General features: G+C 54.4%; 21 protein-coding genes and 4 pseudogenes. 9 read left to right on the top strand and 16 right to left on the bottom strand.

The genetic code is table 11. The annotated features are described in order from the left end of the window. Position 1: 1 nt before the first annotated feature. Together AC07RO_RS13600 and AC07RO_RS13605 are read right to left on the bottom strand one after the other, a co-directional pair. Positions 2-1,120 carry a nucleoid-associated protein gene (locus AC07RO_RS13600; RefSeq protein WP_495086271.1) on the bottom strand — a complete coding sequence of 373 codons (1,119 nt, stop codon included), beginning with the start codon at positions 1,118-1,120 and terminating at the stop codon, positions 2-4. Between the two features lie 841 nt (positions 1,121-1,961). Then, the gene (locus AC07RO_RS13605) at positions 1,962-3,587 is read right to left on the bottom strand and encodes a methyl-accepting chemotaxis protein (RefSeq protein WP_495086272.1); all 1,626 of its coding nucleotides are present in this window, start codon (positions 3,585-3,587) and stop codon (positions 1,962-1,964) included. Between the two features lie 155 nt (positions 3,588-3,742). On the opposite strand from AC07RO_RS13605, the gene AC07RO_RS13610 reads away from it, so the two are divergent. Together AC07RO_RS13610 and AC07RO_RS13615 are read left to right on the top strand one after the other, a co-directional pair. Then, positions 3,743-3,952 carry a hypothetical protein gene (locus AC07RO_RS13610; protein WP_495086273.1) on the top strand — a complete coding sequence of 70 codons (210 nt, stop codon included), beginning with the start codon at positions 3,743-3,745 and terminating at the stop codon, positions 3,950-3,952. A gap of 103 nt (positions 3,953-4,055) precedes the next feature. Further along, a pseudogene (locus tag AC07RO_RS13615) lies at positions 4,056-4,697 on the top strand (tyrosine-type recombinase/integrase); the annotation flags it as partial. A 47-nt stretch (positions 4,698-4,744) separates the two neighbouring features. Here the strand turns inward: AC07RO_RS13615 and AC07RO_RS13620 are convergent. Then, positions 4,745-6,664 (bottom strand): ATP-binding protein, encoded by a 1,920-nt coding sequence (locus AC07RO_RS13620; RefSeq protein WP_495086274.1) that lies wholly within the window; start codon positions 6,662-6,664, stop codon positions 4,745-4,747. A gap of 388 nt (positions 6,665-7,052) precedes the next feature. Between AC07RO_RS13620 and AC07RO_RS13625 the strand changes: the two genes are divergently transcribed. From AC07RO_RS13625 to AC07RO_RS13635, 3 genes are all read left to right on the top strand, one after another. Next, positions 7,053-7,403, top strand: a complete 351-nt coding sequence (locus AC07RO_RS13625; RefSeq protein WP_495086341.1) for a GAF domain-containing protein — start codon at positions 7,053-7,055, stop codon at positions 7,401-7,403. Further along, positions 7,300-8,688, top strand: coding sequence for a putative bifunctional diguanylate cyclase/phosphodiesterase (locus AC07RO_RS13630; RefSeq protein ID WP_495086275.1), 1,389 nt, complete (start codon positions 7,300-7,302; stop codon positions 8,686-8,688). The genes AC07RO_RS13625 and AC07RO_RS13630 overlap by 104 nt, the downstream gene beginning before the upstream one ends. A 1,305-nt stretch (positions 8,689-9,993) precedes the next feature. Further along, the gene (locus AC07RO_RS13635; protein ID WP_495086276.1) at positions 9,994-10,308 is read left to right on the top strand and encodes a hypothetical protein; all 315 of its coding nucleotides are present in this window, start codon (positions 9,994-9,996) and stop codon (positions 10,306-10,308) included. Positions 10,309-10,337: 29 nt separating this feature from the next. Here AC07RO_RS13635 and AC07RO_RS13640 read toward each other — a convergent pair whose 3' ends face one another. From AC07RO_RS13640 to AC07RO_RS13670, 7 genes and pseudogenes are all read right to left on the bottom strand, one after another. After that, the gene (locus AC07RO_RS13640) at positions 10,338-10,838 is read right to left on the bottom strand and encodes a GNAT family N-acetyltransferase (RefSeq protein ID WP_346627964.1); all 501 of its coding nucleotides are present in this window, start codon (positions 10,836-10,838) and stop codon (positions 10,338-10,340) included. Positions 10,839-11,183: 345 nt separating this feature from the next. Then, complete coding sequence (locus tag AC07RO_RS13645; RefSeq protein WP_495086277.1) at positions 11,184-12,728, bottom strand: M10 family metallopeptidase C-terminal domain-containing protein; 1,545 nt, start codon at positions 12,726-12,728, stop codon at positions 11,184-11,186. Between the two features lie 717 nt (positions 12,729-13,445). Next, positions 13,446-13,698: pseudogene (locus AC07RO_RS13650) on the bottom strand (IS3 family transposase); the annotation flags it as partial. Between the two features lie 77 nt (positions 13,699-13,775). Next, positions 13,776-14,873, bottom strand: a complete 1,098-nt coding sequence (locus AC07RO_RS13655; RefSeq protein WP_346631559.1) for an alpha/beta hydrolase — start codon at positions 14,871-14,873, stop codon at positions 13,776-13,778. A gap of 383 nt (positions 14,874-15,256) precedes the next feature. Then, a complete protein-coding gene (locus AC07RO_RS13660; protein ID WP_083232973.1) occupies positions 15,257-15,604 on the bottom strand; it encodes a type II toxin-antitoxin system ChpB family toxin in 348 nt (115 codons plus the stop codon). Beyond that, positions 15,601-15,855, bottom strand: a complete 255-nt coding sequence (locus AC07RO_RS13665) for an AbrB/MazE/SpoVT family DNA-binding domain-containing protein (protein WP_192175070.1) — start codon at positions 15,853-15,855, stop codon at positions 15,601-15,603. Before AC07RO_RS13665 ends, AC07RO_RS13660 begins: the two co-directional genes overlap by 4 nt. A gap of 98 nt (positions 15,856-15,953) precedes the next feature. Continuing rightward, positions 15,954-16,226: a hypothetical protein gene (locus tag AC07RO_RS13670; protein WP_192175071.1), complete on the bottom strand. Its 273-nt coding sequence runs from the start codon at positions 16,224-16,226 to the stop codon at positions 15,954-15,956. 477 nt (positions 16,227-16,703) lie between these two features. On the opposite strand from AC07RO_RS13670, the pseudogene AC07RO_RS13675 reads away from it, so the two are divergent. Then, a pseudogene (locus AC07RO_RS13675) lies at positions 16,704-16,919 on the top strand (tyrosine-type recombinase/integrase); the annotation flags it as partial. A 251-nt stretch (positions 16,920-17,170) separates the two neighbouring features. Here the strand turns inward: AC07RO_RS13675 and AC07RO_RS13680 are convergent. Next, the gene (locus tag AC07RO_RS13680; protein WP_282372379.1) at positions 17,171-17,446 is read right to left on the bottom strand and encodes a hypothetical protein; all 276 of its coding nucleotides are present in this window, start codon (positions 17,444-17,446) and stop codon (positions 17,171-17,173) included. Between the two features lie 329 nt (positions 17,447-17,775). Continuing rightward, positions 17,776-19,893: a putative bifunctional diguanylate cyclase/phosphodiesterase gene (locus AC07RO_RS13685; RefSeq protein WP_495086278.1), complete on the bottom strand. Its 2,118-nt coding sequence runs from the start codon at positions 19,891-19,893 to the stop codon at positions 17,776-17,778. Positions 19,894-20,001: 108 nt separating this feature from the next. Here AC07RO_RS13685 and AC07RO_RS13690 point away from each other — a divergent pair. Beyond that, positions 20,002-20,151: pseudogene (locus AC07RO_RS13690) on the top strand (tyrosine-type recombinase/integrase); the annotation flags it as partial. Between the two features lie 83 nt (positions 20,152-20,234). On the opposite strand, the gene AC07RO_RS13695 reads toward AC07RO_RS13690, so the two are convergent. After that, positions 20,235-20,585 carry a hypothetical protein gene (locus tag AC07RO_RS13695; protein ID WP_065986122.1) on the bottom strand — a complete coding sequence of 117 codons (351 nt, stop codon included), beginning with the start codon at positions 20,583-20,585 and terminating at the stop codon, positions 20,235-20,237. 697 nt (positions 20,586-21,282) lie between these two features. On the opposite strand from AC07RO_RS13695, the gene AC07RO_RS13700 reads away from it, so the two are divergent. After that, positions 21,283-21,549 carry a hypothetical protein gene (locus AC07RO_RS13700; RefSeq protein WP_282372381.1) on the top strand — a complete coding sequence of 89 codons (267 nt, stop codon included), beginning with the start codon at positions 21,283-21,285 and terminating at the stop codon, positions 21,547-21,549. 285 nt (positions 21,550-21,834) lie between these two features. On the opposite strand, the gene AC07RO_RS13705 is transcribed toward AC07RO_RS13700, so the two are convergent. Further along, entirely contained in the window at positions 21,835-23,421 is a 1,587-nt protein-coding gene (locus AC07RO_RS13705) for a putative bifunctional diguanylate cyclase/phosphodiesterase (protein WP_495086279.1), read from the bottom strand. 770 nt (positions 23,422-24,191) lie between these two features. Here AC07RO_RS13705 and AC07RO_RS13710 point away from each other — a divergent pair. Next, complete coding sequence (locus tag AC07RO_RS13710) at positions 24,192-25,757, top strand: sensor domain-containing diguanylate cyclase (protein ID WP_495086280.1); 1,566 nt, start codon at positions 24,192-24,194, stop codon at positions 25,755-25,757. Positions 25,758-25,887: 130 nt separating this feature from the next. Here AC07RO_RS13710 and AC07RO_RS13715 read toward each other — a convergent pair whose 3' ends face one another. Continuing rightward, the gene (locus AC07RO_RS13715) at positions 25,888-26,112 is read right to left on the bottom strand and encodes a hypothetical protein (RefSeq protein ID WP_495086281.1); all 225 of its coding nucleotides are present in this window, start codon (positions 26,110-26,112) and stop codon (positions 25,888-25,890) included. 74 nt (positions 26,113-26,186) lie between these two features. Further along, entirely contained in the window at positions 26,187-26,693 is a 507-nt protein-coding gene (locus tag AC07RO_RS13720; protein WP_410110747.1) for a methyl-accepting chemotaxis protein, read from the bottom strand. Positions 26,694-26,720: the final 27 nt, after the last annotated feature.

Consider the following 26,720-nt stretch of genomic DNA (forward strand, 5'->3'; position numbering starts at 1 on the left):
ATTACTCTGGCTCGGCAGCATCACGTTTATCCGCAATGGCTTGACGAATGACTTCAATAGCGCCTTCAGAAAGATTGTTTATGATTAATTTTCGATCTTGCTCAACAAAACGAATTTCAGCATCCACACCCTCGCCTAGGGAATTCCGATCAAACTTCAACTGCCAGTTGTCATCCTTGTATATCACGTGAGTATACTTATCAAGTGTTACTTTGCTGATTGGAAACTCAACGGGAACTCCGACGGCTTCGCTATTGAGGTGCCCTGTAAACTCACCCGCTAAATCATCAGCCTGACCTTCCATCTCTGCCGGAAAAAATTGACGAGCAATCGCCTCAACTTCCGATAGCTTGACAGATTGTCCAGAATCGCGCTGACGCTCTAGATATCTCAAAACCTCATCTTTGAACTGAATTCTCTTGTCACGCAGATTCGGACGATCCCTAAAAAACTTAACGCTCTCAATTATAAGATTTTTCGTGGCCGCCGCTGAAGCGGTTCCTACTGCGCATCCAAGTGCTGTTACAAAATACCCCGCAGCCGATCGCCCTGCGCTTTGGCTCAAAAAGCTAAGATAGTTTAGCTCTTGCTTCGCCTCATCATCCGCTGTGGCGTGCTCTTGATATTTATTGAAATTAATACGAGCTGCGTGATACAGGCTACTAAGATCCAGCTCAATTAATTCTTCAGGCTCCAGATTTTCGTTAAGCCTCAAACCATCACGCTTTTTAAGCATTGCAATCAGCAAGAATCGTCCCTGACTGCTCTCATAGTCTACGAATAAGATATACCCCCCCGAAGAAGCAGTGGTTTTTTTCGCTGCGACATAGAGCTCCGCCATAGCTGACTCAGTAACTTCGAGAAAGGATTTTTCCGAAATAGCAATTTTTGAGTAGGCATCAAAGTCTTTCGGAAATTCACTCGCAGTTTTTTTTGCAAAAATCCCATAGTGAGTAGCGTTGTTTTTTTTTCCGTAAATTGATGTTGCGCCGATTATCAATTTGCTAACGGCTGGTTTGTCTTTATTAAGCACAACCTTGCGAATGTCGGAAGCTTGAATATCTTTAAATTGCTCTTTTACAAGCTCATGAACAACCGCGAAATTCACCTTTACGTCCATGATACTTCCTTGTCTGCATATTATAGTTTGAGGCCCTGAATCTACATCATGATATCAATGTGCCTCAAGGAATTTTTTAACCTCACTTGCCCCCATAAACTGTATGCATATACAGCCAAGATAACAATACTCCACGCTCCGATTCGATAGGCGGTGCTCGAATACATTGTGGCTGCACACGTTCACGCATGCGATCTGCGTCGATATGGCTATCGTGGTTGGTGGGGTGCGTCCACTATCTGAATTCACAGCCGAACACGCCCAATTTCCAGTGGCTGCTTCTGGCCGTTTGCTGCCCTCCGCGAAGGGCCGCTTTGGGTCGAAAGCAGCCGGTTAGCTGGACTATGACTGGTCAACGGAGCCCGGCTTGCCGGCCACTAACAACCCTCAGCCTGCTGCAATCTCGCCAGCCGGATGAAAACAGGCATTTAACGTAAACCCCGTTCCACGCAGGTAGCGGTAGCAGATGGCAAAGGCCCTCAGTCGGAGCGGCTGTTTTGGGTCGAAAAGCGGTCAGCCACGACCGTCTGCTTCCAACCCGCAGCCGTCTGTGACGAGACAGAACATAGTTCCGCTGCGCTTGGTCATTTAGTCACGATGCTTGAGGCCGATTGAGGCGTGGCAATTTCGCAATTCGATACTTCCCTGTCGGTAAGTCCAGCACGCACGTTCTTTCATGCTCGGCGACTGCCGGACGATAGTCAACTTCGGTTTCGTTGGAGCCTCTGGCCTTGGCGAAAGATCGGAGCTAACTCGAAAAGCGACCACATTGTCAGCGCCTATAGGAATGAAGTTCTGATCATTGATAGGTCAATTTTCCATACTAGATTAAACGCTAATTTCAGGTCTTGAAGCGCGCTACCATCTGATTCAAGTTCACCGCCAACTGCGAGAGCTCATTGCTGGCGGCCAGGGTTTGCTGCGTGCCTTCGCTGCTCTGCAGCGCCAGGTTGCGAATGCTCACGAGCGCTCGGTCTACTTCGCGGGCTACATGAGCCTGCTCTTCCGCGGCAGTGGCGATCTGCTGATTGCGGTCATTGATTAGTTGCACCGAGTCGGCGATGACTTTCAGTGACATCCCGGCTTCGTCGGCAGCGCGCTGCGTATTGTGTGCCTCGGTGGTGCTGCTGCTCATCGAATCCACAACCAGTGACGTGCCTGTTTGGATACTTGAAATCATCTGTTCGATTTCTAGAGTTGAGGTTTGTGTGCGATGAGCAAGTGCCCGAACCTCATCGGCCACCACGGCGAAGCCTCGGCCTTGCTCGCCAGCGCGCGCCGCTTCGATCGCGGCGTTCAAGGCCAGCAGGTTGGTCTGTTCTGCAATGGCACGGATCACGCTCAGCACCTTGCTGATGTCCTGCGCCTGACCAGCGAGGCCCTGCACCTGTTCAGAGGTCATTTCCACGCGGTCTGTTAGGCTGCGCATGGCATGTAGGGTTTCGCCGACTTTCTGGTTACCAGTGGCGGCAGCGCGTGTGGAGTCCTTGGCCGCTTCGGAGGTGGAGTTAGCGTTAAGCGCGACCTCATCGACGGCGGCGCTCATCTGGTTGACCGCCGTGGCGGCCTGCTCGATCTCACTGTTTTGCTGCTGCAGGGTGAGGCTGGCGCTCTCGGTGATGGAAGTCATCTCTACTGCGGCGGAACTGAGCTGTGCGGAAGCATCGGATATCTGCTCTATGGTGCTTCGCAGGTTGCCTTGCATGGTGTTTAGCGCGCGCATCAGCCGCGCAGATTCGTCATTACCCTTAACCTCCAGGATAAGACGCAGGTCGCCGTCGGCGATTTCCTCGGCCATTTTCAGCGAGGCGCTCATAGGCTGGACAATGCTGCGAGTCAGCAGGGTGGCAAGCACCAGCGTCAGCACCAGCGCGGCGAGTACCACACTATCGACGATGGTGATGCTGTGGGCATACACCTCAGTGGCGGTCACGCCTGCTGCTGCAGCGCCGTCGGTATTGTGCTGGCGCAACTCACTGAGTTTGACCTGGTACGCTGCGGCACGGTCGCGTTGTTCAGTGTTGGCGAATGTCACGGCCTGCTCATGCTGGGTAGCGTCAAGATCGACGACGCGTTGCAGCCCATCAAGATAGGTCTTCATCAGCGCCGCTGCGGCCTCGAATTTGGCCCCTTCTTCTGGGTCGGAAATGAGGTTATTGCGGTAGAAGTCGGTGCGCTCGTTGAGCATGCGCTTAGCGTCTTCCAAGTGCTGCACGGCGGTCGCTTGCTCTTGGGGATTCGAAGTCGCCAGAAGACGGATGCTCTCCAGGCGCGCGCCGAGCAGCGCGATCTGGATGTCGTCGGCGGTCTGCACGCTGATCAGCCAGTTCTTTTCGATGTCCTGCTCGGTGCCACGCAGCTTCCCTAGCTGCACGTATGCGAAGCCGCCGAGGGCAATGACCAGCAGCGTGATTAAACCGAAACACAAGGCGGCACGGGGCGCGATATTTAAAGAACGTAGGTTCACGGTGCAACTCCGAAGGGCAAACGCAGAAACTTTCTGCGTTCTGTACGGAAGCCATCGGCAATGAAAAACATAAATTTAGAACACGGGTCAATTACAGCGGTATCAGGGCGGCCAGGTAGCGAGCAATATCGTCGAACCGTCATTGTTGTATCCGAATGTACATCAACAAGATCAAGGTCGTGCATCAGCGTCAGGGGGTGGGCCAGGGATTGCTCTGGCACCTTTGGCAGATCCATCGACTGCCGATCGTGCCGCTGTACGAGTACGAGCTGTCATGCGGCTTCGGGGATAAAGCGCGTCTGCGGTTCGACGCTGCAGGTGCCCAACTGCTCGATCAGCTGGCCAGCCTTCCCGATACGAATTAAGAGGCGTTGCGTTGACAGCATCTAGTACCGGAATCTGACAAAACCCAAGGTCCTTGGGGCGCCGCTATCGACCCAAAGCAGCCGCTAGCTGGGCAATGGAGGTCGCGGTTTGGCGGGCGCCACGATCCGCCGCAAATTAACGGCGCTGGCCAGCCTCTTTGATCACCTGTTAGAAAGCAACGCGATCGCCGGCGGCAATCCCGTGCACGGGGTGAAACGACCCAGAATAGAAAACAACGAAGGCAAGACACCGGCACTGGGTCATCACCAGGCAAAAACACTGCTCAAGGCGCCGGATGAAACGACGCTTAAAGGACAGCGCGACCGGGCGCTATTGGCGGTTCTTCTCTATCACGGGCTGCGCCGCGAAGAAGCGGCGCTGCTGCAGGTGAGCGATATCCAGGAGCGACGCGGGATCCAGCATCTGAAGGTGCATGGCAAGGGCGGCAAGGTGCGCTACCTGCCGATGCATCCAGTGGCAGCCGGGCGCATTCACCAGTACCTGGAAAGCTCGGGGCATCATCTGGCCGAGCGGAAGGTGCCACTGTTCATGCCGCTGCGAGGTAAATTGACCGGCGCCGGTATCACGGCCAACGGCATCTATGCCGTCGTCACGGCCTACGCGAAAAAGGCCGGGATTGAGGTCGACGGCTTGGGCATCCATGGGCTCAGAGCCACCAACGCTCTTGAGCACGAAGCTGATATTGCCAAGGTTCAGGCCTGGCTGGGTCACGCCAATATCAATATTTCACTTAAAAACCTTGTGTTTCGTCGTTCTACAAATGGGCGCTTTCAGCCCGGCGTTAGTAATTGCTGCGTCATCACCTTGAGATGTTTCATAGCGAAAGGTTTGAGCAGCAATTCAGTCTGGCCGCTTTTCAAGGCGATCGCGGGGATGCTGTTTTCGGCGAAACCAGAGATGAACAAGACTTTGAGCGTCGGCCTCGCATCCAGCGCGGCCACGGCTAACTCATCGCCACTCATGCCGCCCGTCAGGCCGATATCGGTGATGAGCAAACTGACCTCAGGCAGTCTCTCGAGCTGCTGTAGCGCTTGAGCAGCGGTTGCTGCCTTGGCGACCTGATAACCCATATCCAGCAATGTTTCGCTTATCAGATCGCGGATGGCGTCCTCATCGTCGACCACCAATATGGACGCGCCCGGCGTGTGAGGCTTGTCCTCGGCCCCCGCTGGCGAGACGAGGCCGGGTGCCGGTGCCGCGCCTTGATGCAAGGGCAGAAACAGGTTCACCGTAGTGCCTGTGCCTACTTGGGACTCAATCTGCACGTCCCCGGATGACTGTCGGGCAAAGCCATGCACCATCGATAGGCCCAGGCCAGTGCCGGAACCTAAGGGTTTGGTCGTGAAGAACGGATCAAATGCGCGCTCGAGCACGCTGCGCGGCATACCGGTGCCGGTATCGCTGACGCTGAAGCGTGCATATCCACCTGCGCTGAGCGTCCCGGTGGCTTGCGCCGGCTCGATGCGCACGGAGGTGACCTCGATCTGTAGCCGGCCCCCTTGGGGCATGGCGTCGCGTGCATTGATGCACAGGTTCAGCAGCGCGTTTTCCAACTGGTGCGCGTCGCAAAAGCACAGCACCGCGTCCTTGGTCGCCAGTACCTCCAGTTCTATGCGAGGGGTCAGCGTCCTGCTGATCAGATCCTTCATCTCCTCAACCAACAATGCCGGATCTATTACCGTACTTGCCAACGTCTGACGCCTGGCGTAGGCCAGCAGGCGATGGGTGAGGGATGCGGCGCGATCGGATGCATTGCGGGCCAGAGCAACGTACCTTGGAAGTTCTCCGTGCTTACCTTGAGCAAGTCGTTGTTCGAGCATGTCCAGGCTACTGGTGATCACCGTCAGCAGGTTATTGAAGTCGTGAGCCAAACCACCGGTCAGCTGGCCGACCGCTTCCATTTTTTGACTTTGCTGTAATTGCGATCTGACCTCTTCGAAGGCTTGCTCGCGTTCTTTTTGAACAGAGATGTCTCGGGCTACTGCGAAGTAGTGCCTCCCGCGGCGTGCAATTCGCCAGTTCAAATGCAACAGCATTCCATTACTGCGCGGGCCTTGACTATCGAGTTCAGCTACCGGCACCTCGCTTAGTCTGCGCAAGGCATCGGACAATTGCGAAGGCGAGATAAAGCTGAAAAATGCCCCGTCTTTGAGTGCATGTTCGGCGTGTCCCGTCTCGATTTGCCAGGATGGATTCATCGCAACGACTTCGCCACGTTCGGACAGCATGCAGATCAGGTCGGGGGAGACGTTCCAGATGCCATCCCGCTCTTGCGTGCGGCGCTCAACCTCATGCTCCAGACGCTCATTTAGGTCGGAGAGGTCGTTCAAACTCTTCTGGAACAACGCGCAGATGACAGACATGCCGAAGGTCACCAAGACAAAACTCATGCTGCTGGCCCAGGCAACTAAGCCGTCGTTAAAACCTATTTCGCCGATGAAAAAATAGTGCGCAGCCAGAACCGCCAGCACGCAACCAAACGCGGACGGCCCGATACCGAAGCAGAAGCCGATGAACATCAACCCGGGAATGAAGAACAGGTACGGCAGGGCTGTGAAGGAAAGCGTCGAGCGAAGCGCGCAGCACAGCGTAACGACCAGGAGCGCGCCCGCGTAACGAGCCGGGTTGCCTCGACGATCGCTGGCAAATCGTCGAACCCGCTCAAGGCGTGATGACAAAATTCGGATCAAGTGGGCTCCATGGGTCAGATAAGGACTTTCGGATTCGCCTAGATTTTGGTGCGTATAAAGGATGGAATACGATGTAACGGTTATCGGCCAAAGAACGAGCTGCTTAAGCGGCCTATGGCACCCGTCTGTTATAAGCCGTATGTCACTCCATTTACAGGCTTCCGGGTAGAGTGGATAAGGTCAAACGAACGACTGTAGAAGGCGCGCGATGATTTCCTCACCATTGTCTATAGTAACCGACATGACCCTGAGCAATCTCCCATCCCCGCAGGAACGAGCGCGCCTGGCCGAGGTAGACCGGTTGACGTCAGATCTGGAAACCGGGTCTGACCCCGTGCTCAATAGCGTCGTTGCGATGGTGTCCGCTTACTTTGGCGTGCCTACCGTCATGGTTAGTATTATTGAGCGCGAGTACCAGGTCTTCAAGGCTCGGGTCGACATGGAGCCGGCGTTCACGCCGCGAGAAATGTCGTTCTGTTCCCACAGGCTGGAAGACACAGCTGTGCTGGAGGTGTGTGACCCTCTGGCAGACCCACGCTTCGCAGACAACCCGTTGGTCATTGGCGCGCCTTTCATACGGTATTACGCAGGTGCTCCCTTGATGATCCGCCCTGGACTGAGCCTTGGTAGGCTCTGTGTCATCGATCAAAAGGCCCGCCACCCGATGGACGAAAGAGGCCAAACTTTATTGCGGGATGCGGCCAAGGTGGTGGTGGCAAGATTGGAGTCTATTCCATAACCAGCATTACTTCGAGCCGTCGACCGGCCTGCCCAACCGCCAGCGTTTTGAAGCAGACCTTCTCGCTAAATCAGTGTGGGAGAACGAGGTCGCGATCCTGATCGAGCCACTTTCAGCTGCCAGAATGAACCGACTGGTCAAGGCGTTAGGTATGGAGTTTTACGTCAACTTCATGCTTGCATCTAAGGAAATGTTACTGGCCTCACTGCCCGACGGTGCGCGACTGTATGGATTTGGCAACCTCGGATTCGTTACGATTTTCAAGCCCTCGGAAGAGCTGTCGTTGCAAAGTCTACTCAGCGGACTTGTGGCAGCCTTTGCACGCCCGCTGTTCAGCGAGAATGTGCCGGTTTTCCCCGATGTGGGTATCGGTACGATACAGCTCGACCGTGATATCGGTGCACCGGGGGATATCCTGCGCTTGATGGCCAGCATCACCGATGCAGCGCGGGCGAGTGAGCAACGTTGGCTGGATTACGACCCGGCGATCGATTTGAGTCTGCGCCGCAGCACCGAGCTCCTCAATGCCATAGAAGCGGCGCTCATTGCTCCGGATCAGTTAAGACTGGTGTATCAACCTCGCGTGGATCTGGCCAGCAACCGCTGCGTGGCTGTAGAAGCGCTGTTGCGGTGGAGGCACCCAACACTGGGGGAAATCAGTCCCGTCGAATTCATTCCGCTTGCCGAAACGACCGCTTCGATACGACACATAACCCGGTGGGTGGTTAGACACGTCTGCGAGCAGTTGGCGATTTGGCATAGCCAGGGCCTGGATATAACAACATCGGTGAATGTCTCTGCTCTTGATCTTACAGACGGGCTGCTATTCGATGAGCTGGTCGCGGCTCTGCGTGAGTTCGGTGTACGTGCGCAGCACATTGAGCTCGAATTCACCGAAAGCGTGTTGGTGACCGACTTCCCTGCCGTACAAGCACAGCTTAAAAGGTTTCGTGATCTTGGCGTGGCCATCGGCATCGACGATTTTGGCAGTGGCTACAGCAACTGGGCCTACCTGCGGCAAATTCCGGCGACGAGTGTGAAGCTGGACCGTTCGCTGCTGGCCGACCTCATCCCGGGTAAAAGCGACTGGCACATCGTACGGGGACTGATCAGCCTGGTACGCGACTTGCGCCTGACTGTCGTGGCTGAAGGCATCGAAACCGAACTGCACTACCACCTGTTGCGCGGATGGGGGTGCCAGCAGGGACAGGGTTACTATTTCGCCAAGCCATTGCCCCCGGCGGAGTTGGTGGCCTTGTTGGATAACAGTAAAGGATTTTGCTGACTTTGTAGGCTGACCGATGGACTTGCAGTGTCACACTAAGCAACGTAAGCGGATGGCCAACACGTCTAGTGGCCGTCAAGACGGCTGGCAACCTGTTCGTATCACACTGTATCGCATCGCTGAACGCCATGCGCCCCAGTCGCTGATGATCAGGCAGTCGCCAGACCGCCGCTAGGGTAAGCGTGGCGATGATTTTCGAGCGGCTGAAGGCTTGGGCAGGGCTGCCCAGATCGAGCAGCCCTAGATAGAGGTTCCACAAAATGGTCTGTTCACGTGCGAGACTGGCCTGTTCCTGTTAAAGGAAGCGCTTCAGGTTTCGCTGGGCAGGCCCTGTGTTATCGCGAGAAGCGTGGCCATCAGCTGTCTTTGACCGGAGACTCCAGCAATATCAGGACTGGGAGCATCAACTCCGCCGTCCAGTGGATCAAAGTAAGGCAATTTTCTGCCTCCCAGGCAGCGGGCCTCTATCCATCTATTCAAGGCTTCTACAGAGTGAGAGTACAGACGATGTCTTCGCGCATCTTTGATATTCATCTACCCTCTGGACATCGATAAGCGCAGCGCTCGCGTAATTGAAAGTCCGATACGTTCCAGGGCAATCAACGTCAGCTCAAGGTCTCGATGGTCGTCCTCTACCAACCAGGATCGGCTTTAACATGGAAACCTCTTTATGCTTGGCATAGCTTATCGAGATACGTTATTTGGCAAAATGGATGCTGACTCCTTCAGCATTACAAGGCGATGGTCGAAGGCCCGCTGAAAGATCTCACCCAGCAGGTTGAAATGCGTACGGGTAATCGCGTTGACCATCCCGAACCCGGTGCTCAGGCCTAGGGCACGACCATGGGCATGACTCAGATCTATGATGTTCTGCGCACTCATGATCTGTTCAATACATGTCTGTAGACGCTCCTGCAACTGCAGGGGCAGCCCTATCGCTCGAATCATACGTCGGGGTTCATATCTGGAATTGAGCAGGCGGCAGACCACGGGGTTCTCCTATCATTTGGGCTCACAGGTGGACGGTTACATCACCGCAGCACATGATCTGCACTCGCTAGCCCTTTGAGGTAAAACACCACACCGCTTAAGTGTTCAGCGGTTCTGCGCAATAGATTACCTCGCGCGTTGCCGTGCTTAAATATCCCTAGCGGGGGTTAACATGAGTCTTTAAATCTCTAGCTACGATTAGTGGCCGTTTTTGAGCAGGTGCCTGGCTGTCTGCACCAGCTGATCCGCCTGAACGCCGCGTCCGAAAGAAATATGCATGCCGTCTGGAGTTCTTCAAATACTGAGGGGAAATCTATGGAAATGTACGACGAAGTCATTTTCAGCTACCGCCTGCCAAACGGACACGAAGGCGGCCACTTCCAGACGACAGACCTCGAATGCATGCAAGACCGATACGAAGTAACGACTTCAGGCCGTCTGGTCCGTGTCTGCACCCAGGATGTCTGCGAGCGGCCTGTGGGCGACTTGAGCTATACCGGATGGCTCGACATTCGCGATGCTGTCGAAGAATACCGACTGGAGTTTACGAACGGCTCGCTGCGAGCAATTCAGATCATGGACGAAGACGAATGGGTGCTTTTCGATCCGGCCAACTGCATCGAAACATGATAGCGGCCAGACTTGGTAAAGCAGAAAGCTCAGCGCTGGCAACGCAATACGTAAAATCGCGTGTCAACCGCCATCAGCGGAAAGCTCGCTGGCAACGCGTTCTTCTCGACGAGCTCGAATCCGTGCTTTTCATAAAATCGATGGGCCGCCAGAAAATTCGCCGTGGTCCCAAGATAGATCCGCTGCAATCCTCGCCGCTGAGCAGCTTCAAGCAAGCATTCCAATAACTGTCGTGCCACACCGTACTTACGGCCGCGCCAAGGCGCGGCAACGAACATCTTGCGCAATGCCGCCTCGCCGTTGCCGATGTCCTTTAAGCCGATCGAGCCAATCACTCCATCCTCACATCTTGCCACCCAGAAATCCCCCGCGCCGGTCTGATAGAACGTCTGGATCGCCATCAGATCGGGTTGCTCCTTAGCCGAGATGTTGATGCCAAACTCCTCCCTCTGAATGGGCACGATCATCTCGACGATGCCTTGCTCATCACCTTGCGCATAACGATCAATACGAATTTTGGAGTCAATCACCGCACTTTCCTCTCATAAGTTCTGGACCTCTGCAGTGGTTATACCCTGCGCCTCTGAAGTTTATTTTTCGCCGTGCAAACCTGAAAAAAATCTGATCATTCTTCGCCACATAGCCACTATATGAAGTAGCCGAGCGATGAAGTAGCCGAGCGGTTTAACAGAATCCCCGTTCCACGCAGGTAGCGGTAGCAGGTGGCAAAGGCCCTCAGTCGGAGCGGCTGCTGTGGGTCGATAGCGGTCGGTCATGGGTGACCGCTTTCGCCCCACAGCTGCCGTCCAGCACGCACACCGTAGCGGTTGCGTAAGCCAAAGTTGCGTGCTGATAGCCCGGTTGCTCAGGCAGCGTTAGCCCACGTGGTCAATGTCAATAGTGGTGTGGCCAATGAGGACCACCTCTGCCTTATCGGCAACCACCAAATCGGCATTGGTGATCAACTGCGTGTAGTCGAATCCGGCTAGCGTGACCTGGAAAGTGTGCCCATCGGCCCCCGCTTCGCTGCTGCGCAGGTAGGTACGATCAGTGTTTTCATCGTAGGTCATGCGCAAGGTACCGTCACGGCCGTCTCCCAAGCCGGTCACGCCGAGCGCAGCGACGTCGAGCTTGTCCTGGCCCCAGATGAAGTCAGTGATCAGGTCGCTGCTGCCGGCATAGCTGTCGGCGCTGCTCGTGAACACGAACCGGTCGTTGCCTGTACCGCCAGTGAGCTTGTCCGCGCCTAACCCACCGGTCAGCACATCGTCGCCGGCGTTACCCTCCAGCGTGTCGTTTCCGGCGCCGCCGGCCAGCGTGTCGTTCCCCCAGTAGCCATACAGGATGTTCGCCTTGTCGTCGCCGGCCAGATTCACTGGTGTGATCGGCTGCGGAGTGGTCACGGCGGTCGCGTCACTGGGCGGGGCGAACAGCACGGTGCTGGCATTGAGCTCACTGACGTGGTTCCCGCTGAGCAGAATTTCGAAGCGGTTGCCGTTGGCGTCGGGCTCCAGCGATTTAAGCGCGGTGGTATCGCCGGCCAAGTTGAGGACCACCTTCAGCGTGCCATTGTAGCCGTTGCCCAGCCCGGTGAAGCTCAATGCGGACACGTCGATCATGTCATGGCCGCTGCCACTGAAGTCGGTGATTAGGTCGCGGCTGCTGTAGCTACCACTGGCATCATTACGGTAGCTGTCGCTGAGCCGGGTATACACGAAATTGTCGGCACCTGCTCCGCCGCTCAGGGTATCGCCGCCGGCGCCGCCGAATAGCCGGTCATTGCCCGCACCTGCTTCGACGGTATCGCGGCCAGTGCCGGCCTTCAGGGATTCGCTGGCGTGTGTGCCTTCGAGCAGATCGTTGTGCGAAGTGCCGTTGATCAGCGGCTGGAAGTTGGCATCGGTAATAAGGCCGCTATTGGCCAGAAACTGCACGGCAAAATGTTTGCCATTACCGTCTCGCTCGTAGCTTTCCAAAATGTAAATGCCGCGCAGAGGCTCGCTACGGATGTGCAAGGTATCGCCATAACCATTGCCTAAATGGCTATAGCCCAGAGCCGACACGTCGAGGATATCGTGGGCGGGATCGAAATAGTTGATGGTGTCGGTATACTCGCCTCCGTCCTTGATATAGCTGTCGCCGAGGCGGTCGAAGCGGAATACATCATTACCGGCGCCGCCGTCCATGCCGTCGTATCCGGCACTGGAGACCATCACATCGTTGCCACCCCCGCTGACTAGGTGGTCGTTGCCGCCTCCACCCATCAGCAGTTCATTGGCCAGCCCACCACGTATGTAGTCGTTGCCAGGCGTACCCTGCACGATGAGTTCGATCGCGTTCTTGCTGACCTGGCTACTGGCACTTGTGACCTGTAAATCCGTATAGCTGGTGACTTTCTTGATGCCTGAAATTTGGGTCATACCTGCTCCTTAGGTTCCGTTGGTCCACAGCGCGTGTGGTGTAACGCTATTAAAGCCATTTCGTTGCAGGCCATGGGCCGGTATGGACGAAGACATGACGCAAACGGGCGCGCCTCCCGCAGAGGCCGTAATCAAGCACACCAACCTTTACTGGATCAATCAAAAAGCCCCGGGGTGCTTGGGCGGAGTCATGGAGAGCAAGGACGTTAATTTCGCGCTCTATGGGTCCTGAGCTCAGCACAGTGCTTAGTTCACGCTAAAGCACCAGGTCAGGTGCCTAGCTCGGATCTGAGTTTGGTGCAGTGATTGCCCTGGTGTTGATGGGCTCCCCACCGTTTCAGAGGGTGGTTGTGCATGTTCACTCTTCACCTGCAGGACGGTAATGGGTAAGCACCCTTTCTCGCTGGGCTGAGGTACGAAGGCAAAAGGCAGCTGCTATCGCGAAAAGTACTGCAAATGCTAGACTTCGCGTCTACTCCAGCTCCGGCAGAGCTGGTTTTACGATGAGGCATAAGGGTGGCTCATTCGAAGTTATCTCATGATTATCGGCCGACACGATCCTAGAGAGAGGGCGAGCCATCGAATGAAGGAGAAATATATTCTCAGTCCAAATCATCGTAAGCGTCGTCGTATTTCAATGATAAGAACTTTATCCCGACGGGCGCTCACAACATCGTCACCTTTCATCGCAGCCCCTCTAACCTTCGAAGAGATACGTTTTTGTCGGGCAGATTGAGGCTCGCCCAGCCAGGCGTAGGAGCCGCTGGGGTGCACCCTGAGAGTTTGGCAAAGGCGCCGTACCGGGTAATCAGTTGGGTGCTTCTTGATGAACGCGTACTTCAGCCGCACTCTTTTGCATAGTTGGCGGCGGCGTTTTTTAGATGTCTCGCTCTTCATTCACACGCTTGAGTTCAGAGCGAAGTTGACGCATCTAGGCTTGCTGGTCATCGTCTTGCTGACGCTGCTCTTGGGTGAGCTACGATTTCACCCAGCTGTAAGCCAAGGTACTGGCTGCTACGGTTTGACATCGCAGCAGCCAGAGGCTTGTTAGAACGCTGCCTTCAGGCGAGCGCCGGCGTAGGCCTGTGCTTCCTGAGCCTTTTCCACCACCGCAGCGGTACCGAAAAACTCGTGGGTCACGCCGTCATACAGCTTGCGCTCCACGCTTACGCCCTGGTTTCGCAACGCCTGCTCCAGTTGCGCACCGTCATCACGCAGCGGGTCGATCTCGGCGTTGATCAGAGTCACTGGCGGCAGACCGTGAAGGTTGGCGTGCACAAGATCCAAACGTGGATCCTTCAGATCGGCAGAGCTCTTGGTCACATTGGCCACGAACCAAAGCATCATGGGGCGATTGAGTGGCTTGGCGTCAGCGTACTTCAAGTACGACTCAGTGTTGGTCGTGGTCTGTCCCACTGGGTACACAGCAATCACACTCTTGGGCGAGGTCAAGCCCTGATCGCGTGCAGCCACAGCAGTGGCGAGCGCCAGATTGCCCCCGGCGCTTTCGCCGGCCAACGCTAGGCGCTTAGAGTCTCCGCCAATGCTAGCCGCGTTGGTAGTGAGCCAGCGGTAGGCAGCAACAGCGTCTAGATGGGCTGCCGGGAATTTATATTCAGGCGCGCGACGGTAGTCCACTGACACCACGATAGCATTGGCCTGCTTGGCCAGGCCGCGGGCGCCACCGTCATACACGGTGCGGTCCGCGATCACCCAACCGCCGCCGTGGAAATACAGTACTACCGGGAATGGTCCGTTACCAGCAGGGGTATAGACGGTTGCTGGCAAGTTCCCTGTAGCACCGGCTACGGTGATCTCACGGGTTGTCACGCCCGGGACCAGTGCTGTGGGGCTGCTGTCACGCTTCTGGTCGGCCAGTACCTGCTTTACACCATCTGCCACAGTAGGCTGCTTACGGGCTTCGTCCGGCGTGGTTTTTTCAATGGCTTTAGGATCGAAGGCCGCTTGGGCGTTGAGCACTTTCTGCATGTCGCTGTCAGTGCGGAACAAGCTCTTGGTCGAGCTGACAGCTAATTCCGACAAAGTAGGTTTTTCCGGATCGCGAGCGCAACCGGCCAAGGTTGCCAAGCTGACGGCGGTTACTGCAGCAACCAGGGCACAACGTATTGGATGGGAAGAACGCATGGTGAATCCTCGATGGGTGCAGCTATGGCCACGAAGTGGCGGCGGGCGCTGCAGAAGCCGCGCCTACGCTTTGTCCGAGGAAAACAAGTAGTGTTCAAGGCAGACAGCGTTTATACGGATCAGCGGTAGGGAGCTAAATCCAACGCTGCTGGCCGACTTTTCCCACTACGCGGTCGGCCACTAGTTGCCGTTTTCTAATCTTCCAATGCCAGGCTTTCCATACAGCCAGGGCATACCGCACGCCCGGTAAGCCGCAAAAGCAGCCTGCACTGAGTCGATCGTAGGCTTGATTTCGTCGGGGTCGATCATCGGCATGACATTGATCCCTTGTTACAAGGCAAGATAGAAATGCAATTTTGGTCAGGCGTTTGATCATTTTTTCTTTACTCAATCAGCACTTGAATGCGGGCCAGTACATCGTCCATCACCACCTCGGGGACCGCCTCTACGCGCTTCCCCCCACGGGCCTCAAGGTCAACGGTGCGGATTTGATTACACAACACCACACCTTGCGTCTCGGTGCCGGAACCGCTCAGTGGCACGGCAAAGCCGGCATATCGGGCAAAATCCCCGCCTTGGGTGATGGGCGCGATCAGGACCAAGCCCGACACGTTGAACGCCGCAGGCGAAATGATCAGCGCCGGACGAAAATCGCCTTGCTGCTCACGGCCAGCGGTGGGATTCATGTTCAAGCGCACAATATCGCCACGGTTTAATTTGGCTCGCTTCACGCTTCACGCCCAACGGCTGACATCGCATTCCACGCTGCCATTTCGGCAGGATCCGGCGCGCTCAAGTCACACTGCGCCATGAGCTCGGCCAGCGCGTAATGCGGCTTGGCCTTCGCAGGCTTGAGCGTCATAACCTCGGCGGATACATCGAGTTTCAACACATCGCCACTAACCAGATTCATCAGCTTAAGCACGGTTGCAGGCAAGCGTATTGCCGCGCTATTGCCCCACTGCTGCACTTTGACTTCCATAACAGCCCCCTAAAATGTATACACATTGTAGACACCAAAAACACTAACCGCAAGTTTTTGTATAAACATAGTATCTACAATGCCAGCTCCAAAGCGCGTCAGTGACCTCGTGCCTTAAGGGCAGAAATGCGCTCGATCCAGACGCCATGCACCTGAGCCTCGAGAAATAGGTACACATCGGGTTCGACTGCCTGCATGTCCTGCAGGGCCTGGATAAAACCGCGACAGAACTGATAGCCATATTCGACCTGAACCTCGGTCTGGCTGCTATACAGGTCGCGCAGGGCCACGCGCCAGGTGGCATAGGCCTGCTCACTCAAACCACGCGGCAGATCCGAGGTGTCCAGAAAATCGAGATCGGCAGGTGGCATAACCAGCTCCTAGGAGGAAAGGGACCAGGGCGCAGCAACAGGGCGGGCTTATGGTACGTCAATCCCAAGGTTTGTTACGTCTAGCAAGCAGCAAAAAAACCGCCTAGGCGGGTCCTGATGTGGGACCAACTAAACATAGTACCCGACATATCTAACCGCGATCAGTGGCCGTTTTGAGCATGTGCCTAGCTGTCTGAACCAGCTGGTCCAAACTCCAAGGCTTTTGCAGGAACGCGACTCCGGCAGACAGATCATGACTCACTTCGGCTTCGTAGCCTGTGGTCACTATAAATGAGGGACTGGCATCTGGAGATGGCCGCCGAGCTGGAACGCTGCGGTAGGTTCCAGCAGGCCCGCATTCATATAACGCTCGCCAGTCTGTTAAAGCCCGCTGTGACACTTCCTGCCGTATGAATCAGTACAGAAAGCAGGCAATCGAGGTGGCTCAGATGGCAACAAGATCCAGTATGCGTTTGCGGCCATGATCAGCAGGACAGCACGGCTCCCCTCTTCCACCCGCTGCGCGGCCGCGCAACGGGTGCAGGGATCAGCGCCGACGGCCTCTATGCGGTGGTAGGGCACTACGCCAGAGCTGCAGGGGTAGAGGTTGCGGGACTCGTACACGGGCTGCGCGCAACGGCAGCCACCAATGCCCTGGAACACGAGGCGGATATCGCCAAGGTGCAGCCATGGCGTAAGCGGATGGCGAACACACCTACCGAACTCTAGCATTAAAGGCAATCGCGTCTGCCCGAGGGGATGCGCTTTATCTGCACACCGTCTCGAACACACCGCCATCTCGGCGACTTTGCTGCATTCAGCTCCGCCATCCTGCGCAGGGATGCAGCGCTGAGATGCACCTGTTCCAGAAATTATCGGGCGCGTCGGCGGCAAGGAAAATTAATCTCACGCCCGCGCGTGGGAGGTGAGCATTATCCTCGCGATCAGTTTTTTTCTGGAGCTTTGATATACCCAGGCACAGCTAAGGATGGGGCCTGATGGCGATCTTCAGAAGCTCGGGCTTCATGAGCCTCAGCATAGTCCTTATCAGCCTGAGCCTTCTCATCAGCGGCCTGCCCGGGATTACCCTCAACCTGTTTCTGCTCAGACGCTTGTTGATGCTTGTTGGCATCTTGCGTGTGGTCTTCGGACGATTTTTCACAGCCAGGCAAGCCAAGCGCTAATGCGAAGAGTAAAGGTAAGGGAAGTGCCTTGATCATGGAAATGCCCTCTAGGTTATCAATAACCTATTGATCTGCATGGCACAATCTTAGTTCAACATACGCTTTACCTGATGAACGGAGTACTCGTAGTGCCAAACGTTCAGATCAGGCCCGATACGCTACCACGTGGTCCATTCGCACACCGCAAATCCACGGCAAAGTGCCTAGCGATCAGGCTGAGGCGGCTGAACACAAGAACCACTTCCTAAGTGATCCGGCGGTTGCACTCTCTATTTGGCATCCGATACAACAGTATGTGGGGTAGCAAAAGGAGCGGACTTTAGATTATCGATAACGTCGACTAATAATCTCAGCAGTAAGTTCAGTCAGTTACCTAACACTATATGAAGATGACAATGGGGCGCCAGCGACTGCGTGGGGGGTAACGAGTCACAAGAAAATGTATTCGGTTGAGGACGTCCAAGATAATACCCTTGCGCATGGTCATAGCCTAGAGTACGCAACAACTCGAGATCCTGAGCAGTCTCAACGCCTTCCGCTAACACTTTGAGATCAAATGCATGCCCCAGTTTCAAAAGGGCCGTCAACACCTCCTCGCGTTGGGCTTTGTTTTCAATTCTGAGTACCTGACGGTCAACCTTCAAACAATGGAATGGAAGCTTCAGTAAATAAGCCAAGTTGGCATGACCTTGACCGAAATCGTCCAGAGCCAGTCGTACGCCCAGGTTGCAGAGACCGGAAACTGTACTCAATAGTTGATCATTTATACGCAGAGGCACGCCTTCGGTTACTTCCAATATGAGCCGATGGCTCGCGAGACCATGTTTAAGTAATGCACCCGCCACTTTCATCGGAAAATCTGTGTTGGCAAGCTGTATAGGTGAAAGGTTCACTGATATGTTGACAGCGTCATGCCAGCGGCTGGCCGCCTCACAGGATTTATCCAAAACCCAGTCACCTACAGCATTAATCAGCCCGCTGCGTTCTGCCATTGCGATGAATAAATCAGGTGGCACATTTCCGAGCTTGGGATGCTGCCAGCGAATAAGGCTTTCGTATCCAGTGAGCTGATAAGGTTCGAGTTGATACAGCGGTTGGAAGTGCAGGTCGAATTGGTCTGTTGCTAACGCCTCTCGGATATCCTCCGGGGTTAGAAGCGACTCATCGTTTTGAGAAAAAATAAATCCCGTATCCTCTAGACGATTGCGGCCACCTCTTTTAGCTCGATACAGAGCTTTGTCAGCCTGATCCAGAAGTGAGGTGCTATCGGTTAGCGCACTACTCGCACTGTGCGCTAATCCGATGCTGACAGTGATGACCGAGATGCCGTCTGTACGTCCCAGATGGGCGATGTTTAGTTCACGTATGGTTTGCAATACGTGGTGAGCGATCCTGCGGGCCTCATCATGAGAGGTATCTGGCAAAACGGCAATGAACTCTTCACCGCCGAATCGTGCTACGGCGCAAGGCGAAATGAAGCAACTGCCCAGAGCCGTGGCAACAGCTCTCAAGCACTCATCGCCTATAAGATGTCCATAATGGTCGTTAAAGCGTTTGAAATGGTCTATATCGATCAAAAATAATGCGCCCTCGGACTGTCCATCCAAATGGTTTGCCGTAAGCGCATCCAGTTGCGGTTGTATGTGCCTACGGTTAGCCAGACCGGTCAGCGAGTCGGTCTCTGAAAGGCGTTGCAAATCACTATTGGCATCTGTGAGACTAGAGGCTCTGGTTTCCTCACGTAGCCAATACAGGTAACTTCGTCTGGCTTCGGCGTTGGACCAGTAGTTGCCGAGCAATGAGAAAAAAGATGAGGATCCTATAGCGGTCATTATCAAGCCGCCAGCACTCAGGGAAATCGGGGCTGTATGCACACCCCAAGCTGTGATGGTTAAGCAAAATATGTTGTATATCAAAGCAATATTAAAAGGGCTTTTCATGCACGTATTGACATAAATAAGCATCAGCGGCCAACAAAACATGAACAGTGACTGCTCACCCGAAACAGGTTGTTCACCGTTAATTACTACGTTGTAAGCGGCTATAAATCCGGTGTATGAGGGCAACATGGAGACGTATTCTCTCCAGTGCTCCGATAACTTCTTTAGAAGCAACACACCCAGTAGAGTGCTTGGTACACATGTTCCGACCATCTGCAAAATTGCTGATACCAAATCCTTCGGATTTATGATGACCATCCATAGTGAAAAACTACCGAATGTGAAACCTCCCAAGATCAAGCACAGAATCAGGTGGTGCCGGCGGGTAGTATGGATATCGCTCTGATAACGTAGCTCCAATTGCTCAGAGAAGCGTGCAGCGCTGGTTGTTTTCTCGAGTTCTCTTTCAATCTGGCTAGCGTCTAACATAGAAAATTCCACAGCATGCACTAATGAGGCCTTGTCATGGCTATAAGCCACCATTCTACCTTGCTGCGGGTGTCGAGCCACTGGAATCTGCCCGACGGTGATCTCCCGATTCATCTCCTGTGAAAACGAGCCTAGTTGAGATCTCGTCGATCAACTGACCGTCCAGGTGCACATTTCGCGAAACTGACTGAAGACACCGCCAATGATCGTGACTAATTCGAGCTGGACAATCCCCGGACAAGCCGTGCCTATCAAAATGACCTGGAAGGCTTTTGAGAGTTTGTCGATCTGGCTTTGACCGATGAGTTTCGTGCGGTGACCCGAACGCACGTGCTCGCTGGGCGCGCCCAGCTCAAACATCGCGGTTTGGCTATTACTGTAACCGTCGTGAGCGATTCATGTTTAGTCGAGAGTAGGTACGTCCCACATGACAGATGTCATGAGACGCCTGGTGATCAATTGCCGGTTCGCTGCAACCCCCGAATCGGGGGTTTTTCGTGCCTCCTAGGGGTGCAGTGGCCCAATTGCGCCAAGAAGAAATCGTGGTCGGCCCTGTGCAGGGCGCCCAGCTCGAGCGCTTCGCGCAACACCATCGTCAATCGGCTGTGCCATTCCCCGCTCTGCACTAGGGCCACGTCCATGACCTTGTCGAGGCGCATGACCAGATCCTTTCTGCAGCGACCTTGAAGCTGTTCTTTGCAGATGTAGAAAAAGTACCGAACACGCTGTGGGTACAGCACATTGGAATAGACCATCATGGCTTGCATCGCTTCACTTGCGCCGAGGTCCAGCGGGATCACAAACACGTTTGACTCCTTTGATGGGTCATTTTTCGGGCAAGTCTAACGTTTCACTGACCGACCCATACCGAGTGCGGCGCTGGCTTCAGAAAGATTGACCTTTTGGGGCTCTATTCCAGAGTGCGACCTGGCGTCAACTATAGGAACTTTGGGACAGTGCTGGACAGCGGCTGCAATCGCCTGCAGGCAGACTGACACGACGCTACCAATGATGCTGTCGTTCCTGTCGGGATGCGATTTCAAAATGCATTCATTCATTGAAGGCAAGAGTCTGCAACTGACGCTGGGGGTATTGATTATGACGTCATCTCCAAGCCTAACATTCCGACAGATCTGGCCAGGAAAGTCCCGCAAGTCATGCAGGCTCCCAACGGAGTAAGCTAAACGGAATGCTTCAGTGTTGGTAGTGTGCCCTGGAGATGCGAGCTCACCACGACCCGAAACGACCTAAGGGAGGGCAGCTCTCCGCCATAACGCCTCACTACCCTAGAGTGATCTATAGCGTTATCGGGCCTTAGCAGTACGAGACCTAGCCCGCCAGGCCTTCCTGCCTCCCCTGGCGGGCTCCTTCCTTGATGTTTCTTGCCTACAGATCCAGACATGTCGCCTGCCTGCCCTGCCCTACGTGCATGAGGTTGTTGTAGCAACACATCTCGCTATGCTTTTATCTATATAGCGATCAATTGTGGTGACCAAGACTTCGATGAGCGACAGAACCTACCCCTACACCGCATGGCTGCTGACACGGAATTTTCAGTTGCTGGAGGTCGAACTCGTGGACCAGGGATTCGCTAACAGCGCATATGACCGCACTGACAAGGGCCGCAATTACCACGTTGACGAACTTTTTCTTACGAAAGCCAAGGCCATTGCGTTCGGTGAAGCCAAGCTTGCAGCGCTTGCCAAGGAGCTGGAAAGACGTCAAAGAGGGTTACTGAAGCGACGATTGGAGTTGCAAAGATGCAAATGAAATTGTCTTGCACAAGCATCCGCAAGGGTAGATAGCGGGGCCCTTTGGTAGTCTCTGACCGGAGAGATATCTTGAGCTTGATGGCTTTGTCTAGCAATCGGGCGGTCAGGTGCGCATCTGGTCGGACGTGGTTGAGACCACGACAGTCTGCATTCACCTGCTGCGGTATCTGGAGGAAACTCCCAAGTTCCGGGCAAATCCAGTTGATCAGTGCGCGGTCAGCTTGTGGCAGATGGCTTGCAGCTGAGTCAAGGTGAAATGTCAGCAGTTTTGCTGCTTGACCAACTACACCCGCGATAGAACTGTTGAATCAGGAACTCCAGCGACGGAGCGTGAAACGTGAGCCTGGGGCCGACCGTAGTGATACCCCTGAGCATAATTACACCCATTGCTGGCCAGCCAAGATGGAAGGGAGGGTGAGTGAAAATCCTCGATGCCTTCCGCGGTTACTTTCATATTCAGGCTACGTGCCATCCCTAAAATGGCTTCTACCATTGGACGATGATCAGTCTTACCGATCTCAAAAAAAGATCGGTCTATCTTGATTTTATCAATGGACAAACGTGTCAAATGATAAAGACCTGAGTAGCCAGTGCCGAAGTCATCAAGTGCCACTGTGATGCCATGTGCGTGAAGTCTGTTCAGGTTGCGCTCGGCCGCTTCGATATTGCCGACCAAGGCCTCTTCGGTTATTTCGACCTCAAAGCGGTCAAATGGAAACTGCTCATGACGCAACTGCTCCAGGAACCGATCAGGAAAAAGCTCATCGGTGATCATCGCTGCACTGACGTTCAGCGAAAGATGAAGGTGATCGTCCCAATCCCTGGCAGCGTTACAAGCTTGCTTAACGAGAGATTGAGTCATCATGGGGATCAACCCTAGGCGTTCAAGCGCTGGAATAAAATCAGCAGGCATCCCAGTGCTCCCATCTGGCTTGAGCCATCTGGCCAAGATCTCAAATCCGACGACTTCCTGAGAAGGCAGTGCAACAATAGGCTGATAGAATGGAACGATCTCATTCAGTTCCACTGCCTGTTTAAGCGCAGCGTCTTCATCGATTTGAGCCTGATATTGGAGCCCATGCTCTGTTTCGTAAAAATGGTAGGTTGAACGACCCGTAACCTTACCCCTGTACATTGCTACATCTGCGCAGTGCAATAGCGCTGAGGTTTCGGTAGCGTCGACCCACGAACGAGAGATGCCAACTGTAGCTCCCTGTCGGAAGGGTCGAAGCTTCTCGAGCATAGGGGCCCCTATTCGCGAAATCACATCTGCGGCAATGACGCCCAGCTCGCGTTCCTCTCTACGGCTGGTAAATACGACGCAGAATTCATCGCCTCCTAGACGCGAAGCGATGCCGCCGTATTTGATTGCAATCTCCTCCAGTCGTTTTGCTACCTCAATGAGCACTGCGTCACCCGTTGCATGCCCGCGCTGATCGTTAACCGCCTTGAAATAGTCAAGGTCGATCAGCATCACAATCACAGGTTCCAGCTGAGCGAGTTGCTCGTTTACAAGCTCCATAAAGGCACGCCGATTGAGCAGGCCGCTGAGTGAGTCGTACCTTGCCAGCTTCTCTGTATGGGACTGCAACCCTTCGAGTTGAAGGTAATTGCATCGGGCATTACTGATCATTTTCATGAGCATCACTCCCGGCCCGATCAAGGCGATTAGTGAAAAACCCGTAGATGTCAGTACGAAACGTAACCTTTCTCCTTCCTCAAAAATGCCGTCATAGTGAAGGCCAAGCCCTCGCATCACCCATGCCTCCAGCTCAAACTCCCAGAGAATGGAAAGGGCCATGACGGTAAGCAGGGTGAGAAAAAGCAGCTGTATCAGACGGTATGGACTGGGTAAGCGTAAATAGGTCATGGGCAGCCTCACAGGCCAAGCTAGCAGCACGTAATATCATATAGCCATCTTCCCATAAGGCCATGGCGTCGGTTATAGAACCTGTTTATTCATTCAATAGAAAAGATTGCTTTTTCTAGGGAGCTTCATTTTTATGGGCATGCCAACGGAGGTTGGCGCTATCGCCGAAATAGCGTACGGCCCATTAGTTTGCCCTGAGATACTGCGCCTTGTGGGCAGGCCACCCAGCCGACCCGCTCTTTATTAAGCATCAGACAGCGCCCGTCGCAGCTTCCACACAATGGTTGATCGGCACTGCTGCGTCCAAGTAACCGCCATGGGTCCAAGATCCCGATTCACTCCTGACTTGCTCAAGAGTCCTCATCGGCTTTTCTCCTTGCTGGATTCTCGTTTGTGACCGGCAGATGGACATCCCGGACACTCGCATTGTCATGAAATGCTATCGACGGGACGAGGGAAACCTTGAGTATCTCCCTCAGAGCAGCGCGCTCGGCGGGCAGGTTTAGGTTTGGATCCTCTGACTCTAGCCAAGGCGCTCTTCGTAGCTCGGTACTATTCGTAGCTCAGTCTTGGCGGCTCGCCGCTGGCGGAGGGTCATGTTTGGGCGGTCGCGGCATGACTCCGTCCTTCGATTTAGTCGACGCCAAAGCGAAATGGTTCTAGTACCTCGGTCCACCGCGATGGCCTTAAGATGCTAGCTCGGCGCCAGTCCACGCAGCTCGGGTACAAAAACTGCATAGGTCATTTGACCGCCAATTTGATGACAACCTATGAAGCCATATTTTACCTTACCGAGGCTTTCACCCTCGGCGCTCACCAAGGCGCTGATTGGCTTCATCGCGCTTGTATGTTTATCGTTGATGCTTGCTACAGCGTGGCAGATGAATCAATCCAGGCTTGAGCGCATCGCTAATGCCAAAATTGCAGTTTCAAACATTGTTCTAGCTGCTGAACAGCAAGCTCAGGACACAATACGCCAGGCTGACAATACGCTGCGCGATCTTGTTGAGCGTGTGGAACACGATGGTGTAGCGGGAGAACAGTTGTCACGACTGACGAAGCTGATGGCTCAGGACGTGATAAACGTGGAAGGACTTCAAGGGCTGTTTATCTACGATGCCCAGGGTCAGTGGGTCGCCAATTCCTTTGCGCACAGTGTGCAGGAAAAAAACAACGGCGACCGCGCCTATTTTGCCTATCACCGCGACCATACCGATGAATCCATTCACGTTGGCTCAATTGTAAAAAGCCGCAGTACGGGAGATATGGTTATCCCGATCAGTCGGCGTATCAATACTCCTGATGGAGAGTTTGCAGGTGTCGCCTTGGCGACGGTCCCAGTCGCATATTTTCAAGCGTTCTTCGAGCGAATGGATGTAGACGACAAAGGCGTTATCTTTCTTGCCCTGAACAATGGTGATCTGCTGGCTCGCCGGCCAACATTGACTGCACTGATGACCACAAATGTGGCTAGAGGTGATTTATTCACCCTCTATCTGCCATACAGCGACAATGGCACTGCAGTGATCAAGTCTGTGGTGGATGGCGTGGAAAGGATATATGCCTATCGACGGGTGTCCGGCCTACCCATCGTTGCAGCTGCAGGTGTGTCGTACCAATATGTTTTCGCGCCCTGGTGGGCTTATGCATACAGATCCATGGCTTTGATCGGCATGATCACGTTGGCTCTGTGCTTGCTGGGCATTCTGCTATATCGGCAGATCCAGCAGCTAATCACCGCGGAGGGTGATCTGAACGTCGCCAGAAATGAACTGGAGATCATCGCTCAAACTGATAGCTTGACGCATCTGGCCAACAGACGGCGTTTCGATGCTACCTTGCAGCAGGAGTGGGGGCGGGCCAGGCGAAATAACTCAACCATAGCGCTTATCCTGTTGGACATTGACTGGTTCAAACAATACAACGATCACTATGGCCATCTGCAGGGTGACGACTGCCTGAGGCAGGTGGCAGGAATCATCGGGACCTGCGTCAATCGGCCGGGTGATCTTGCCGCACGGTATGGTGGGGAGGAATTTGTGGTCCTGCTGCCTGAGACGAATCTGGCCGGCGCTTTGAGCGTCGCCGAAAATGTCAGGTTGTCCATCGCCAGTGCACTCATTGATCACGCCGGCAGCTCGCTGGGCATCCTGACGATCAGTTGCGGCGTGGTGGCGATCAATTCACCTGCAAAGGATTCCTATACAGCCGCCCTGGCAGAAGCAGATCGACTTCTCTATCTCGCTAAAAGCAAAGGTCGCAATACTGTAGAGGGTCAGTCAATGCCTGATACTTACCGGCTGCATCAGACAAAAATTGTCGACCTGTCTCGATAGCCGAGCATCAGGGCATACCTGAGAAGAAGATCAACCACAACTGCGGCAGCTGAATTGGACGAGGATCGCTCATTCAGTCATCGGTCCTGTCTCGAAAAGCCGCACCTGGTGAATTGGGGTCAAAGGAAAATCAACTTGAAGCGGAGCCCTTGATGCGGCAACGATTCACGCTGCGAAAGCAACGTGAGCGTTCGTTTCGGACATCATAGACCAACTGCATGGCCTGCTCGTCAGTCACAACACCTGTTCTTCGTGCTTGCTCAATCCTGATGAGTAATGCATCACATTCATCTTCAAGGCTGGCCCAGTGAGCCAGGTGCAGATTACGAATGGATTGTTTGAGAGCATCGAGCATAGGATCACCTGGATATCGCGCCTAACCGAGTGGTAAATGCGAATTGCTGGGCAAGCCTGATTTTAAAACCATCACTATCTGGCTTGGCCCGAGAACTGTTCAACGGCTGCCACCACACTGTTGGCACTCTGCTGAATGTCCTTGATCACCTCGTCCGCCTCGCTTGCCAACTCCAGCGCCGCACCGGCCTGCTGCTTACTTTTTCCGATCATGTCCACTGCAGTGGAAGCGAGGATCTGATTCTTTTTCACGACCTCAACAATCTCTGCCGTTGCCTGAGTGGTTCGAAGGGCCAGTTGCCTGACCTCGTCAGCGACTACAGCAAATCCCCGGCCCTGCTCTCCGGCGCGTGCTGCTTCGATTGCTGCGTTCAAGGCCAACAGGTTGGTCTGGTCCGCGATGCTGCCAATGGTTTTGACAATGGTGCCGATTTCCTGGCTCTGTGCATCCAGCGCCTCAATGCCATGCGCCGCATCTTCCATCAACGCCGAAAGCGTGTTGAGGGTTGTAACGGTATTCTGGATAACGCCGCGGCCTTGCTGTGCACTGGCGTCTGTTTGAACAGACGTATCGTGAGCCATGCCAGCTGCTTCCGATATGGCGCGCTC

The sequence above is a fragment of the Pseudomonas sp. GW821-FHT07F05 genome (genome assembly GCF_059418765.1).

What these genes read in the sequence shown, in the direction of transcription:
- AC07RO_RS13710 (WP_495086280.1), top strand. Translation starts at nt 24,192, where the DNA reads ATGAAGCCATATTTTACCTTACCGAGGCTTTCACCCTCGGCGCTCACC.
- AC07RO_RS13600 (WP_495086271.1), bottom strand. Translation starts at nt 1,120, where the DNA reads ATGGACGTAAAGGTGAATTTCGCGGTTGTTCATGAGCTTGTAAAAGAG.
- AC07RO_RS13685 (WP_495086278.1), bottom strand. Translation starts at nt 19,893, where the DNA reads ATGAATCGGGAGATCACCGTCGGGCAGATTCCAGTGGCTCGACACCCG.
- AC07RO_RS13705 (WP_495086279.1), bottom strand. Translation starts at nt 23,421, where the DNA reads ATGACCTATTTACGCTTACCCAGTCCATACCGTCTGATACAGCTGCTT.
- AC07RO_RS13645 (WP_495086277.1), bottom strand. Translation starts at nt 12,728, where the DNA reads ATGACCCAAATTTCAGGCATCAAGAAAGTCACCAGCTATACGGATTTA.
- AC07RO_RS13610 (WP_495086273.1), top strand. Translation starts at nt 3,743, where the DNA reads ATGTACATCAACAAGATCAAGGTCGTGCATCAGCGTCAGGGGGTGGGC.
- AC07RO_RS13680 (WP_282372379.1), bottom strand. Translation starts at nt 17,446, where the DNA reads ATGATCAAGGCACTTCCCTTACCTTTACTCTTCGCATTAGCGCTTGGC.
- AC07RO_RS13655 (WP_346631559.1), bottom strand. Translation starts at nt 14,873, where the DNA reads ATGCGTTCTTCCCATCCAATACGTTGTGCCCTGGTTGCTGCAGTAACC.
- AC07RO_RS13625 (WP_495086341.1), top strand. Translation starts at nt 7,053, where the DNA reads ATGGTTAGTATTATTGAGCGCGAGTACCAGGTCTTCAAGGCTCGGGTC.
- AC07RO_RS13720 (WP_410110747.1), bottom strand. Translation starts at nt 26,693, where the DNA reads ATGGCTCACGATACGTCTGTTCAAACAGACGCCAGTGCACAGCAAGGC.
- AC07RO_RS13700 (WP_282372381.1), top strand. Translation starts at nt 21,283, where the DNA reads ATGAGCGACAGAACCTACCCCTACACCGCATGGCTGCTGACACGGAAT.
- AC07RO_RS13715 (WP_495086281.1), bottom strand. Translation starts at nt 26,112, where the DNA reads ATGCTCGATGCTCTCAAACAATCCATTCGTAATCTGCACCTGGCTCAC.
- AC07RO_RS13670 (WP_192175071.1), bottom strand. Translation starts at nt 16,226, where the DNA reads ATGCCACCTGCCGATCTCGATTTTCTGGACACCTCGGATCTGCCGCGT.
- AC07RO_RS13635 (WP_495086276.1), top strand. Translation starts at nt 9,994, where the DNA reads ATGGAAATGTACGACGAAGTCATTTTCAGCTACCGCCTGCCAAACGGA.
- AC07RO_RS13665 (WP_192175070.1), bottom strand. Translation starts at nt 15,855, where the DNA reads ATGGAAGTCAAAGTGCAGCAGTGGGGCAATAGCGCGGCAATACGCTTG.